Annotated in this window: 9 protein-coding genes; 1 reads left to right on the top strand and 8 read right to left on the bottom strand. The window is 36.4% G+C overall.

Annotation, left to right across the window (positions count from 1 at the left end; translation table 11 throughout):
- Window positions 1-59 precede the first annotated feature (59 nt).
- The 3 genes from ACS8MM_RS15720 to ACS8MM_RS15710 form a co-directional block, all read right to left on the bottom strand.
- Window positions 60-1,280, bottom strand: a complete 1,221-nt coding sequence (locus tag ACS8MM_RS15720; protein ID WP_379718817.1) for a sterol desaturase family protein — start codon at window positions 1,278-1,280, stop codon at window positions 60-62.
- 23 nt (window positions 1,281-1,303) lie between these two features.
- The gene (gene thrA, locus ACS8MM_RS15715) at window positions 1,304-3,712 is read right to left on the bottom strand and encodes a bifunctional aspartate kinase/homoserine dehydrogenase I (protein WP_379718814.1); all 2,409 of its coding nucleotides are present in this window, start codon (window positions 3,710-3,712) and stop codon (window positions 1,304-1,306) included.
- 65 nt (window positions 3,713-3,777) lie between these two features.
- Window positions 3,778-4,752, bottom strand: coding sequence for an alpha/beta fold hydrolase (locus ACS8MM_RS15710; protein ID WP_379718811.1), 975 nt, complete (start codon window positions 4,750-4,752; stop codon window positions 3,778-3,780).
- 719 nt (window positions 4,753-5,471) lie between these two features.
- Here ACS8MM_RS15710 and ACS8MM_RS15705 point away from each other — a divergent pair.
- Window positions 5,472-6,419 (top strand): hypothetical protein, encoded by a 948-nt coding sequence (locus ACS8MM_RS15705; RefSeq protein WP_379718808.1) that lies wholly within the window; start codon window positions 5,472-5,474, stop codon window positions 6,417-6,419.
- An 89-nt stretch (window positions 6,420-6,508) separates the two neighbouring features.
- On the opposite strand, the gene ACS8MM_RS15700 is transcribed toward ACS8MM_RS15705, so the two are convergent.
- The 5 genes from ACS8MM_RS15700 to cobA form a co-directional block, all read right to left on the bottom strand.
- Window positions 6,509-7,963 carry a TSUP family transporter gene (locus ACS8MM_RS15700; RefSeq protein ID WP_379718805.1) on the bottom strand — a complete coding sequence of 485 codons (1,455 nt, stop codon included), beginning with the start codon at window positions 7,961-7,963 and terminating at the stop codon, window positions 6,509-6,511.
- 67 nt (window positions 7,964-8,030) lie between these two features.
- Complete coding sequence (locus ACS8MM_RS15695; protein ID WP_379718802.1) at window positions 8,031-10,604, bottom strand: TonB-dependent receptor; 2,574 nt, start codon at window positions 10,602-10,604, stop codon at window positions 8,031-8,033.
- 132 nt (window positions 10,605-10,736) lie between these two features.
- Window positions 10,737-12,380: an NADPH-dependent assimilatory sulfite reductase hemoprotein subunit gene (locus ACS8MM_RS15690; protein ID WP_379718799.1), complete on the bottom strand. Its 1,644-nt coding sequence runs from the start codon at window positions 12,378-12,380 to the stop codon at window positions 10,737-10,739.
- Window positions 12,381-12,398: 18 nt separating this feature from the next.
- Window positions 12,399-14,093: a diflavin oxidoreductase gene (locus ACS8MM_RS15685; protein ID WP_379718796.1), complete on the bottom strand. Its 1,695-nt coding sequence runs from the start codon at window positions 14,091-14,093 to the stop codon at window positions 12,399-12,401.
- Window positions 14,083-14,904 carry a uroporphyrinogen-III C-methyltransferase gene (gene cobA / locus ACS8MM_RS15680; RefSeq protein ID WP_379718793.1) on the bottom strand — a complete coding sequence of 274 codons (822 nt, stop codon included), beginning with the start codon at window positions 14,902-14,904 and terminating at the stop codon, window positions 14,083-14,085. Before cobA ends, ACS8MM_RS15685 begins: the two co-directional genes overlap by 11 nt.
- Window positions 14,905-14,930 lie beyond the last annotated feature (26 nt).

Below are 14,930 nucleotides of genomic sequence, written 5' to 3'. Positions count from 1 at the left end.
TATTAGTAATATGATTTGAATTGGATTTTTATTCTATGCTTCTTTATTTAAACAGAAAATTACCCGTCAATTCTTTCGTATTCTAAAAAATGGTAAAAATACCATTTCTTGGAAGCACTACTTAAACAAAGTAGAACCAATGAATTAAGCATTACGAAAACAAGTAGCCAACTATCTATTTGATGACTGCAAAGCATCGTAAAGAAAAATAATCTGAAAATTTCAAGGTAGTAAATCCATTTTTTTTGTTCTAGCAATGCGCCGATATTAATTAACGTTACAATCACTATTCCTGTGAAATTAAATTTTTCAAAACCGTCCAAATCAGCAAAAGAAAATGTGATAAAAGTCAACAATAAGAACACAAAAAACAATTGGCTATTTACGTATTTCTTCAAATTCTCGCTCAAAGTCGTTTCCTTTCTTTCCTCAAAAAAAGTTTTCTCTAACTCTGGTCGAATATTCTGATCCATAACTTCCGGGCTCCCAAAAATTATTCTCAACTTACCTTTAATTGTTGCTTCCCTTCTAACACCTTCAATAATTTCAAGATAATAATGAAAATGCTGCCACAAAAAACTGTATCTGTTTAAAGGATGAGTAATACCATAAACTGGCTTTTCCTCTTCTTGTTGAAAAGTCCCGAAGAGTTTATCCCAAAAGACAAAAACATCGCCAAAATTTTTATCTAAATATTTTTCATTCGAGGCATGATGAACACCGTGAAGTGAAGGCGTAATTAAAACATATTCCAACCATTTAGGCGCATTGATTACCTGAGTATGTGTAAAAAAAGAATACATCCCATGCAAAACCAAAACCAGCATTACCTGATCCGGATGAAAACCCAACAAAGGCAATAAACACCAGAAAGGCGTTCTGATAAACGCCTGAATGGTGGTGATACGGGTTGCTGCTGTAAAATTAAACTCATCACTATGATGGTGAACAATATGCGCTGCCCAAAATAAGTTGATTTGATGCCCGAATCTATGGTACCAATACCAAACAAAATCGGCAATTACAAGCAACGGCAAACAAACATACCACATTTTGGTAATTTCAAATAAGGCAAAGTTTTCATAAACAAATACAAAAACAGCATAAAATAACCCACCAACAAACAAATTGATGAAACGTTCGGCAATTCCAATAGAAATATTCGAAACCGAACTACCATATTTAAACACTTCTTGATTTCTTTTTTTGGCGATATAATATTCCAATAGAAGAAAAACCAAAAACAGCGGCGCTGCAAGTATCACTAATTTTGAACCCATTTACATTATTTCATTTACAATTATTAACTTTTATCGGCGATTCTTAAAATATCACCAAAAACGCCACGAGCAGTAACCGAAGCTCCTGCACCGGCACCTTGAATCACTATCGGGCGTTCGCCGTACGATTCCGTATAAATTTCGAAAATCGAATCAGAACCTTTCAATTGGCCTAAAGCGGAGCTTTCCGGCACAGAAACCAATTTCACTTCCAAATTCCCTTTGTCCTGTTGCAAATCACCTGAAAGTTCACCCACATAGCGCAAAACATTTCCGGCACTTTGTTTATGCTTTACCTCTTCATAAAACGCATCCAATTCAATAAGATTGCCTAGAAACGCTTCGGTTGAAATAGCGCGCAAGGTTTCAGGGATTAAATTCTGAATCTGGATTTCGTCAAACTCATTTTGCAAATCCAATTCTCGTGCCAAAATTAACAATTTTCTCGCAACATCGTTACCACATAAATCTTCTCTTGGATCTGGCTCTGTGTAGCCATTCAAAATTGCACCTTTCAACACTTCACTAAACGGCTTATCTTCCACAGAAAAATGATTAAAAATAAAGCTCAGAGAACCTGAGAAAACCCCTTTAATTTTGGTGATATTTTCACCTGACAAATGCAGCAATTTTATAGTATCAATCAATGGAAGCCCGGCGCCAACATTGGTTTCATACAAATACGACTTTTGGTTTTTTTCAAGTGCATTACGAAGTTTTTTGTAAAAATCATAACTCAGCGTATTGGCCACTTTATTGGAAGAAACCACATCAAAACCATTTTCAATTAATTCTACATAGTTTCGAACAAACTCTTTGCTTGCTGTATTATCAACAACAATTAAGTTTTCCAAATGATTTTCATCGGCAAACTTGACCACGTCCTGAATCGTGTAAGATTTTCCATTTTCGGCAATTTCGGTTTTCCAATTGTCACTCACTCCATTTTTTTTCAAAATTAATTGTGTTGAATTCGCAATAGCAAAGACATTCAGTTTAATCCCTTTTTTCTCTTCAATAGCTTTGGCAGAAGACAAAATTTGATCAATCAATGTACCACCTACCAATCCGTGTCCGAAAACAGCAATATTGATTTTTTTGGAAACACCGAAAATTTCACCGTGAATTACATTCAGTGCACGTTTCAGATCGGGTTTTTTAATCACCAAACTGATATTTCTTCCCGTACTAGTATTGTTCAACAAAATGGGAACGATTTTATTTCGAATTAAAGCAGTATATGGCTTATGAAACGTACTCAAATCCTGCCCAATGATTGAAATTACCGAAACATTATCATCCACAGTAATAGCATTCACATCGCGGGTATAAAAATCGGTTTCAAATTCTTTTTTTAGTCCTATTAATGCATCCGAAGCTCTATCAGCATTAACCACAATCCCAATTCCTCTTTCCGAAGAACCTTGCGAAATGATACTCACGCTAATTCCGTAATCTGCCATTACCCTAAAAATACGAGCATCGATACCGGTTTTACCCAGCAATCCTCTGCCTTCCAAATTAATCAAAGAAACAGTATCTAAGATCGACAAAGATTTAATACCTTCATCGGTTTGTTCGGCAGTGATTAATGTTCCCTGATTATCCGGATTGAATACATTCAGTATACGCAATGGAATATTTTTTTCCACCAATGGAATAATCGTCTTCGCATGCAAAATATTGGCGCCAAAATTAGCCAGTTCATTGGCCTCACTGAATGACAGTCTTTCAATTTTTTTGGCATCAGCAACTAAATCTGGGTTCGCGGTATAAATTCCGTCAACATGTGTGAAATTTTGAAATTCTTCTGCATTTAAATAATTAGCCAACAAAGAAGCAGTATAATTACTTCCATTGCGTCCCAAAGTAGTTGTTTCACCATCGACTGTAGAGGCGATAAATCCGGTTACAATCGAAATCGCTTCGTTATTTTCAAACGATTTTTGAATGTTTCTTTGAGTTAAAGAATCAATAGGTTGTGCATTACCAAAATTCGCATCGGTTTTAATCAATTCTCTCGCATCGACAAATCTCGCTTTCAAACCTTTTTCATTCAAAACAGAAGTCACATATTTCGCAGATAGAATTTCTCCAAAAGCAACCACCTGATCTTTTATTTTCTCACTATAATCTCCCAACAAACTCACACCTTCGAAAAGTTTTTCCAGAGTTGAAAACTCCGAAATAAACAAATCAGCATTGGTAGCGTTAGTTTGATATTCTTTGAATTCGGCAAAACTTAGCGAATAATCATTTCCGTTTTTGGCATTCTCCAAAATAGCCAAAAGTTGATCTGTGGCATTACCTCTAGCAGAAACAACTACAGAAATGCGTTCTCCGTCAAAATATTTTTTGGCAATAATTGCAATTACCTGTTCAATTCCTTTTCCGTTTCCAAGAGATTTTCCTCCGAATTTTAAAATTTTCATCGTTGCATTGTTTTAAATAGCCGGTAAATCAAAAAAAATGAACTTACCGGCTTATTGTGTTGTGTTTAGTTATTGTGTATTATAAAAATCGATCTTAAAATAGCATTGAGCTGTTCGTATTCAATCAAAAAAGCGTCGTGCCCATGAATCGATTCAATTTCTGAATACCGAACCTTATCATTTACGGATCGCATTAATTGATGTGTATTTTGGTTTTCATCTGGCGTAAAAAAACAATCGGTTGTAATAGCTATTTGATGAATTACTGCATTCGTATTTTGTGCAAAAAACAATAAATCTTGCTTGTCGATATCCTGACCGATAGTTTTCAAAAGATGATTCATCAACTTATAAGATGACAGTGAAAAACGATTTTCTAATTGCTTTCCATGATGCAACAACCATGATTCCACCTGATACAAACCTTCATTATGACTTGTCTTGAATTTAGCCTGAAATGATTGTGGCGTTCGATATAACAACATTGCATGCAAACGTGCATCGTGTATTGGTTGCTTGGAATTATTCAGAATTTGATCCTGTACTAAAACATTTGCAATTAACCAATCTGTTGCTTTATAATTTGTCGCTATGGGTATAATGTACTCAATGGCTTGCGGTTTCAAAAATCCCATTTCCCAAGCAATCGCTCCACCCAAACTTCCTCCTATAACTGCAAAAAGTTTTTCGATACCAATGCAATTCAATCCTTCCCAAAACAGATTTGCAATGGTTTTTGTTGTAAACTCTTTATAATTGGCTAGTAAATTTTCTCTTTTTCCATCAAATCCGTTTCCAGGTATATTAAAACAGATTATGGTAAATTTTTCGGTATCTATAACTTCATTCTCACCAATCAACCTTTTCCACCATCCATTTTCACCCGCCACATTGGAGTTGCCTGTCAAAGCATGATTAACCAACACCGCTGGAGCCGTTCCTATCGGTTGACCAAAAATTTGGTAGGTAAGTTCAATTCCACCATTCACAATTTCCGATTTAAGCACGTAACTTTCATCTATGTAACACAAATCTCCCATACTTTTTTTTAAAAGACTGCCTTCGGGAGTAAAACCAAAGACAGTCTTAACAAACAAAAAACAAAATTATAGAGCTGTAATCATGAGATTACGGAACTTAGAATTCAAAAAAAAACCTCTGTTTTTAAGCAGAGGTTATATTGACATTTTATATAAAACAATTATGCAATAGAATCCTCTGCGGCATACAGCCACATCATGATTGTCATATAACACATTGTTGTTTTCATATCTAATTATTTACAGGGCAAATGTAGAATTATTTTCTAATTAAAAAAATATAATAGATTATTTTTCTAAATTTTACTTAAGAAATAATAATTTTAAGAATAATATTCTAAATTAACCCGCTTCAAACTAAAATAATTCTAATAATAATCCTTTTCACGTAATATTCTCTTTTATAACCTTCTTATCTTAATGTATTCACTTAAAAAAATCACTCTTAAAAACCTATTTGCAGCTCTATGTTATCGACAGGTTTTACTACAGTTGAATTTAGCTATTAGTTCCTTCAAAAAATTAACCCAAATAAAAAGGGGTATATTTAGACAAAAAAGTTCTACAAATTGACTGTATCAAAATCATCAATGTTTTTTAGCTTTGAAAACAATAAAACAAACATTCAAAATAAAAAAAGTCAATTAATTCATTTTAAGGCTGTTTATTAATTATTTTGTAGTATTTTTATTACAATTAAATTTTAAACAAAAAACAAAATGAAAACAAAATTGGTAAATGCCCTTAAGGGGTTAGTAGTGCTTTCTGCATTACTACTGAACGGTTGTCAACATGACAACAATGATTCGGCAGGAGAAAATTCTGTGGAAAAACAATTAATTGAGGAGTTAAAAGAAAAATTAACACCTGCAACTTCTCAAGAATTACCTGAGGCTGTTCAAAATCAATTGAATCTCTCAAAAGCCAACCTTTCCCGTTATCTAAACGATGAACTACAAATTACTGAAGTAGAGGTATTAGGAAAGATTTCCAATGCCGAAGGAATAACAACGGCACAAAATGTTATTTCAAATGAGGAGAGCACAATTGCTTTTGGTAATATTAAAGATAAAAAATCAGTTGTTGTTGGAAAAATGAAAAAAATCCATTCTGGTAATGAATTAGCAACAACTAAAAAAAATATCAGCGAACAAATTAGTAAAGAAATACAATTGGAGGACAACCTACTAAAATTAACTTGGACAAGAAATGGCCAAAATTATACATCACTTTGTGTGTATAGAAACTCAGGAATTATTTGGGACAACATCTTAACCGGGTTAATTATGATGGATACTGAAGGAAAAGTGGAAACTTCCAACAATTCACAAGCAAAAATTACATCTAAATGGTACAAACAATGGTGGACAGCAAGCTGGCTTTGGGGTTCAGACAGAGGTGAAGTTGGTTATCAAATTACTATTTACTACACTGGATCAACCGTTTCTAACACAGACGTTAGCGACTGGGGCTATATGTCATTAGGATCAGCTCGAAGTGAAAGCAAAGTAACTAAAGAAACTGGCGCTTATGGTCAATGCAGATATGCTTTAGGTCTATGTACACCAACAGGTTCATTAAGCTTTAGCTACAGTTCTTTTTCGGTATCTTTTTCTGGACTAGGTAGTAACATTGTGAGTAACGGAAACAAATCACTTTATCCTTGATTTATTTTAAACAAAATACGAAAAACTCCTGAGTATATAACTCAGGAGTTTTTTATTAAATCGATGTAGCAATAATCTATCGTAAAAAACTACACAATTTTAAATAATGTTCTTACACTAAATACTATGACTAGAAAAGCCACTAATAATAATGCAGTTTTTTGAGGTAATTTACCCGCCAGCTTAGCTCCAATAGGCGCCGCAACCGAACCACCCAAAATCAACCCTAATATGATATACCAATGACTAATACCTAGCGATGCAAAAAAAGTAATGGAAGCAGCGAGTGTTACAAAAAACTCAGCCAAACTAACGGTCCCGATAACATAACTAGATTTTCTCCCTTTAGCTAATAAAGTAGATGTTACAATCGGACCCCAACCGCCTCCACCAAATGCATCAAAAAAACCTCCATAAAAACCTAAAAAACCCGTATTTTTTAAAGGCTTTCTTTCGATTTTTTTTCTAAATGCCAGAATGATTAAACGAATTCCAATCAACAAAGTATAGCTCGCCAATAATCCATAAGTAATCGCTTCATATTTGTTTCCTAAATAAATCAACAACAAAGCACCAACTACCGCTCCGATTACACCAGGAATGGCTATCCAGAAAAACAACTTCTTGTTGACATTTCCAAATTTATAATGTGAAAAACCACTAATTCCACTGGAAAACATTTCGGCAGTATGAATACTTCCGCTAATTGCTGGCAATTTAATACCGAGTAACATCATACTTGTAGAACAAGTGACTCCATACCCTAAACCTAAAGCGCCATCTACCAGTTGCGCAAAAAAACCAACCAACAACATTCCAAAGAAAACATTGGGTATTTGATTAAAATAAGACGCTGCCTCATCGAACGTGATAAACTTCGAAACACCAAAACCAACAAAGAAAACCATAAACAGCAATGTAATCTCTAGAACCATTTTCTGATATTTCTTGGCCGCCTTCTTTTCCTTTTTTTTAGGTGATAGACTTTCAGTCACTTTATTTAAATCGGCCAATTTCTGACCAAAATCACCTTTATGTTCTTTTCGGTATAAATTCAATTGTTCAATACTATTATCAATTCCGTCTGGAATTACATCGGTAAAATATTCGCGCATTCTTTTGGCCAAAACCGGTGATTTGCCATTCGTAGAGATAGCAATTTTTAGCGCACCTTTATTCACGATCGACCCCAAATAAAAATCGCACAAATCCGGTTGATCTGCAGCATTCACTTTAATGCCTTTGCCTTTTGCTAGATCTCGAATCCTAACATTCAACTCAGGCACATCGGTAGCGATGATCACAAAGTCTTTCTCCTCGATATCCGTTTTTTCAAAAGGTCGTTGCAATAGTTCTACATTATCATTTTGGCTTCCAATTTCAAGCACTTCCGGATGAAAATAAGTGGCTACAATTGTGATTCTGACATTAGGATTTTGTCGCAACAAGGTTTCTGTCTTTTCAAGACCTACGTTTCCACCACCCACAATCAAAAAGTGAGCAGTTTCGGTTTTCAAGAATACAGGAAAAAGAGTGTTCGTCATTTTTAAAATCTATTATTGTTTGACAAATAATTGTCGAATTATTATTACTTCTACGCTTATTTAAATCTTATTCCAAAACATACTTCAACGTAATTCCATAAGTTCTAGGATCTCCCAAAACTCCGGCATAATGACCGGCATTACCAGCACCTGGCAACAACTGTTCATAGTAATCCTTGTTCAAAAGGTTTCGTGCCCAAACCGATACAGACAAACCATCTTGTGCTCTGAAACCGAATCTCCCATTGAAGAGTGAATACCCTTCAACATTCAAATACTTCGAAGGTGAAGGACTTGAAGAAAATCCGGATCTGAAATAAGAATCCAACGCTACAAAAAAACGGCCCTCCTTTTTAAGGAATTTCGCTTCTGTAGCATATTCAGAACCCAATGCACCCGACCATTTTGAAATTCCAGGAAGTTTTCCTCCTGAAACATCTTTAAAAGCTTGAGCCGAACCAGTTTCTTCCAAAGGAACTGGAGCATTTGTAAAAGAAACATACTTCCCATCAGTGTAAGATAAACTTCCCGTAAGGTTGATATTCTGCAACACTCTGACATTCCCTTCTAATTCTACACCTCTTACTCTAACCTTTTCCGCATTTGAGAGATACCCTCTATTTACTCCTAATTCTGCAGTCTGCACCTGTGTTTGATAATCCTTAATATTGGTATTATAAATTGTAACATTGAATCTTGAATTAACCGTCGGATTTGTTTTTACACCTATTTCAAAGTGCCCCACTTCTTCTGGCTTGATAATAGCCAAATCGGTCAGCACCTCACCATTAGCTGTTGGCAATCCTCCTAAATTAACACCCACCGGTTTGAAACTCCTAGCGTAAGTAGCGAATGAATTCACATTCTCCTGAAACTTATAAACAACCGTTAATTGACCCGAATAATTACTATCGGAAACATTCGCATTAAATGCCTGATCAGAATACACCAACTTTTTTAAAGCTATCAAGTTAGGATCGCTCGTTTCAAGTCCGCCATACGTTTTCCTATTAAAATCAACTTCCTTTTCATCATAATTATAACGCAATCCTGGTAACACATGCAAATTTGACGTCAAAGCCCAATCCAATTGCCCGAAAATAGCCCCACTAAACGTTTTTAATTTTGATTTTGTTCTGATTCCGTAACCTTCAAACAATCCGGGTGTTTCCCAATCCGAACTTGTGGTACTTTGTGAGAATCGCCATTGCGCATCTCCGGATTCTTCAATATGAAACGGATCTGATTTCAAATCCTGTCCGATGGCATACACTCCAAAAACTGTAGAAATCTTTTCAGACAAATTACCCGCATAGCGCAATTCTTGCGACAACTGTTGATGAACCGATGTTGCCTGAGATTTTCTCAATACGGACAATCCTGTAAAATCTCTATCATTGGAAGGATCCCAGTTCCAGTAACGCCAAGCGGTTGTCGAAGTTAATTTCCCTTCACCAATTTCACGTTCCACATTTAAGGAAACACCGCCTAAATCGTTATTGGATCTCCACGGCGTGTCATGATCAATTTTTCTATCAAAGGCATTTAACGAAGGTAATTCGTACCCTAAATCCGCAATAATCTGATTGAACTGTCTGTAGGCGGCACGTTGTGTAGTTACCACTCCAGCAATAACCTGAGCATACCCATCCGGTCTTTGACGAGAAAAATCGGCTGATAACAAAAATTCTGTTTTTTCATTCGGAGCATACAATAATTGACCTTTAACCCCAAGGTTATTGATATCATTTACATACTTTCCGGTTCTGACATTTTCGATTACACCATCGCGTTGTGTTCCAGAAAAAGACAATCTCCCTGCCAATTTATCAAACAAGGTACCATTAATTGAACTCTTCGCTTGAATGTAACCATAATTACCGTAGCTAACTTCTGCAGTGGTTGAAGCATTGAAATTAGGCTTTTTCGTGGTTATATTAAAAGCACCCGCGGTTGTGTTTTTACCAAAAAGGGTTCCTTGAGGACCGCGCAATACTTCAATTCTCTCAATATCAATAAAGTCTAAGGTAGTTGCTGCCGGGCGCGCAAAATAAACTCCATCCACATAAAAACCTACTCCGGGATCAATACCATCATTCGTCAATCCGAAAGTAGAACCCAATCCACGGATATTCAAAGTCGTATTTCTTGGGTTAGAAGAATACAACTGTACCGATGGCACTAATTCTTTCACTCTGTTAACATTGAACGACCCCGATTCCTCCACTTGTTTGGCACTTACAACAGCAATCGGAATTGGTACTTTCTGCACTACTTCCTTTCTTCTTCTGGAAGTCACCATCACTTCCACCAATTGATTGGCTTCCGATTCCAATTCGATTATTAAATTAGCCTGATACGATGGCACTTCAACTTCTTTTGGTTCATATCCAACATTTGATACGATTAAAATTAGTGGAAACCGCAACTCTGAATTGATTACAAATTTTCCTTCAGCATCTGCAATAACAGAAACATTGGTTCCTTTAACTGCAATAGTTGTATTCGAAATAACGGTTTGCCCTAACTTATCCAAAACAACACCTGAAACTTGGGATAAATTATCCTGCGCATAAGACAACTGACTGAAAACAATCAGAAAAAAAACAATTGATTTTATATACTTTTTACTATTTTTCATTTTAATTATTATAGGTGATTTATATGTTTTAATTGCATCAGCTGAATCAGCAACAGCAACCACATAAAACCATCATCACATAATTTTGATTCAAAAAATAAGTCCTTCGTTTTTCGTTACTATTTGGTATCATTATTTTAAAATTGTACGGTAAGCATAGTCTCCGAAAGTTTCTGATTCCAGTTTTTCTTGAACATATCTTCCCAATAAAACATCTACTTCTTCTAGAATTTGAGCTTCTGTTTGTTTCTCTTTATAAATTTTGTTTAATCGTTCTCCGAATCGGTCGCCGCCCAACATAAAATTATATTGCTCCGGTCCGGTTCCCACGAAACCTAATTCGGCTACATACGGACGACCACAACCGTTAGGACATCCCGTCATACGAATAGTGATTTCATCATTGGTTAAATTGTGTTTTTCCAATAACGGTTCAATTTTGGTAACCAATTCCGGCAGATAACGCTGTGCTTCGGCCAAGGCCAGCGGACATGTAGGTAACGCCACACACGCCATCGAATTTTTACGCAAAGCACTTACTTGTTTTTCGATATCATGCTGCTGCAATAAGGCTTCAATGGTTGCTTTATCACTATTTTCAATCTCGCCTAAAATCAGATTTTGATTGCCTGAAAAGATGAAATTATTGATTTTCAATTGTGCTAAATCATACAAAAACTGTTTCTGATACGGCTTCACCACTCCATGTTCTACAAAAAGTGTATAAAACCATTTTCCTTGATGATTCTGTTCCCAACCAAAACGGTCACTTCTTTCCGTAAACTGATAAGCTCTTTCCGGCTCCAATTCAAATCCGATTCGGCTTTCCAATTCCTTTTTAAAACCTTCCACAGTCAGTTTATCAACGGTATATTTCAAACGGGATAATTTTCTATCGACTCTATTTCCGAAATCACGTTGCACCGTTAAGATTTCATACACTGCCTTTAATGTTTTTTCTTCTGTATCTGTAAATCCGATGATACTTCCCAAGCGTGAATAGGTATTCGGATTACCGTGCGTAGTTGCCAATCCGCCTCCCACAGCGATATTAAATCCTTTCAAAACATCATTTTCGATAATAGCGATCAATCCGATATCGTTGGTAAAGACATCCACATCATTACTTGGCGGGATAGCGATACCGATTTTGAATTTTCTTGGCAAATAGCGATCTTCATATAATGGATCGGCCTCAGAGGAACGCTCATATATCTTCTCACCATCAATAAACACTTCATAATACGATTGTGTTTTAGGCAAAAGCAAAGTCGAAATCTTGTCGGCGTATTCATAAATCTGTTGATGAATGGGCGAAATTTGCGGGTGCGAACTCACAATCACATTTCGATTCACATCACCACACGCAGCAATCGAATCCAGTTTTGCTGTATTAAAAGCTTGGATAGTTGGACGCAACTGATGCTTCAACAAACCATGCAACTGAACTGTTTGTCGCGTTGTGATTTTCAAAGTTCCGGTTCCGTATTGTTCTGAAATTTCATGTGTTGCCAACCATTGATCGGCAGAAATCACTCCTCCAGGAATACGCAAACGAATCATAAAGGAATACAATTTATCCAATTTCTTTGCGGCTCTTTCGGCACGACGATCACGGTCATCCTGTACATACATCCCATGGAATTTTACCAGGGTTTCATCATCCGGACGTACATTACCCGTATGATTATCCAAATCGATACTTTCCTTCAAAGTACCTCGAAGACCGTCACTTTTGGTCTTTATATATTCTACTGCTGATAATTTCTCGCTCATTTTTCTAGTAATGACTTATTAATACACGTCTTTTTGATATTTTCCGTTATTTTCCAATGTTTCCAAAACTTGTTTGGCTTCTTCTGCCGAGATATTACGCTCGTTTGCAATCACTTCCAGAATAGCTTGCTCAACATCCTGACTCATAGGACTTTTTTGGCCGCAGATGTAAATACTCGCACCGTTTTCCAACCAATCATTGAATTCTTTTGATTTCTCACGGATACGATCCTGCACATAAATTTTACGCTCCTGATCTCTTGAAAAAGCGGTATCCAACTTGGTCAACACACCGGTAGTCAGCCATTCCTGAATTTCGGTTTGGTAATAGAAATCCAATACGAAATGCTGCTCTCCGAAAAACAACCAATTTTTACCTTCGGCTCCGGTTACATCACGATGCGCCAGAAAACTTCTGAACGGTGCGATACCTGTTCCCGGACCGATAAGAATAATATCGGTTTCTTCATTCGGTAATCTGAAATTCTGGTTTTTATGGATATAGAATTCCAACTCTTGGTTTAATGGAAAATCGGCCAGAAACTGCGAAGCCAATCCTGTTTTAGTGTCTTCACCCACTTGAAACGTATTCAAATTCACCGTTAAATGCACCTGACCGTCATGTGCTTCGGCTGAAGATGAAATCGAATACAAACGCGGAGCGATAGGCAATAAAATATCGATTAATGTTTCAATTTTCAATGCCTCCGGTTTTGGATTTTGTTTTAAAATATCAATCAAATCTGCTTTTTCCAAAGTGATTGCTACTCCGAACAAATTTCCGATTTGCTCCAATGAACGTTTACTCAATCCTTTGATATTTCGTTCCAACAACCATTTTTCGGCTGTTGCTATTTGTTCTTTTATACTAATTTCTTTTCCTGCTTCGGTTCCGAAATAATCCAAAATGAATTGAACATCTTCAGAAGAATTCTTTGGCACTACTCCCAACGCATCCCCCGGCTCATAAGCTACCTCATCTTCTGATGTGATTTCAATATGATAGGTTTGCTTGTTGGAACCGGTATCGTTCAAAATCACTTTGTGACTAATCACTCCGGTATAATTTTTTTTATGAGAAACTGACGGCTCAGATTTAACTACGACCGGCTCAGCGGTTTGATTTTGAAAAACTTTCTTTAGATCGGATTCCCAATTAATAACAGCATCAGCATAATCTACATCGGCCTTGACTAACGGCAATAAACGTTTTGCTCCTTTTTCGGCTAATACTTCATCCAATAAAAGTCCGGCATTACAGAATAACGGATACGAAGAATCACCCAAACCTAGCACGGCAAATGAAACTTTACTTAAATTAGCTTCCGAAGCTTTTAGTTTTTCATAGAACGCCACAGCATTTTGCGGAAACTCCCCTTCACCTTGTGTACTCATAATAAACAAAACCAAGCTTTCTTTTTCCAGTTTTGTAGTATCGAATTGAAAAACATCCACTGCTTTGGCCTGAATCTTATCCTTTTTAAAAGAAGCTAGTAAAGTAGACGCTACTTTTTTAGAATTTCCGGTTTCGGTTCCATAAATAATTAGCGGTTTCAAAGCCACCGGCACGGTTGTCGGCACAACAGGCAAGCTACCGCCCAAACGGCTGTGATCCAGAAATCCAGCCAGGTAACCCTTGGTCCAGATAATTTCTTCGTTAGATGCATTTTGCACCAACTGTTGCAATAAACTTAATTTAGTATCAGATAGCATTTTGATAAATTATTTTGTGGTTATCGAAATAAGATTCTGTGGTATTTTTCTCTGCAAACCACTGAAATTGATCATGCAGATTGACCACTTTGCCAATAATCAATAAAGTCGGTACATATTCGAATTCAGGTAAAGGCTGTTGTTGGATTTCCTCAAAAGAAAACACTCTGGTCTTCTGGTCAGGAGTAGTGGCTTGTTGTACCACAGCAATTCCTTTTGTTGTATCAATTTTATGAGTTAAAAGCTGTTGAGTCAAAGCATCCAATCGCTGACCGCTCATATAAAACACCAAGGTATCTTCGGTTGTTGCCCAATCATTCCATTGATGAGGAGCGACTGTATTCAAATCATACAAAGTCAGAAAACGAACACCGCGTGAATAATCTCTCGCTGTTAATGGAATTCCGGTATAAGCTGCTGCTCCAAATGCCGCAGAGATTCCTGGTATGATTTCATACTCAATTTCATTGGCTACTAAAACCTTTAGTTCATCTAAAACATTTGAAAACAAAGTAGAATCTCCTCCTTTTAATCGGAGCACCAATTTCCCTTGTTTTGCAAAAAGAACGATTAATTCATTGATATCCTGTTGAGGCGTCCAAACTCCTTTTGAACACTGTTTGCCCACATACACAATTTCGGCATCTTTACGAGCATATTCCTCTATTAATACTGGTGAAACCAATCGATCTGTTAAAACCACATCAGCTTTTTGAAGATATTTCAGCGCTTTGAGACTAATCAAATCCGGATCTCCCGGACCAGCACCAGCCAGTATCACTTTTCCTGTATTTTTAAGTATCTTTTTCATTCGTTTTTATTCTTTTTAATTGGGGC

It is taken from the genome of Flavobacterium sp. MAHUQ-57, from assembly GCF_051908335.1.
GTDB lineage: Bacteria > Bacteroidota > Bacteroidia > Flavobacteriales > Flavobacteriaceae > Flavobacterium.
The sequence above is the reverse complement of the archived record's forward strand: the minus strand, read 5'-3'. Positions and strand labels throughout refer to the sequence as shown.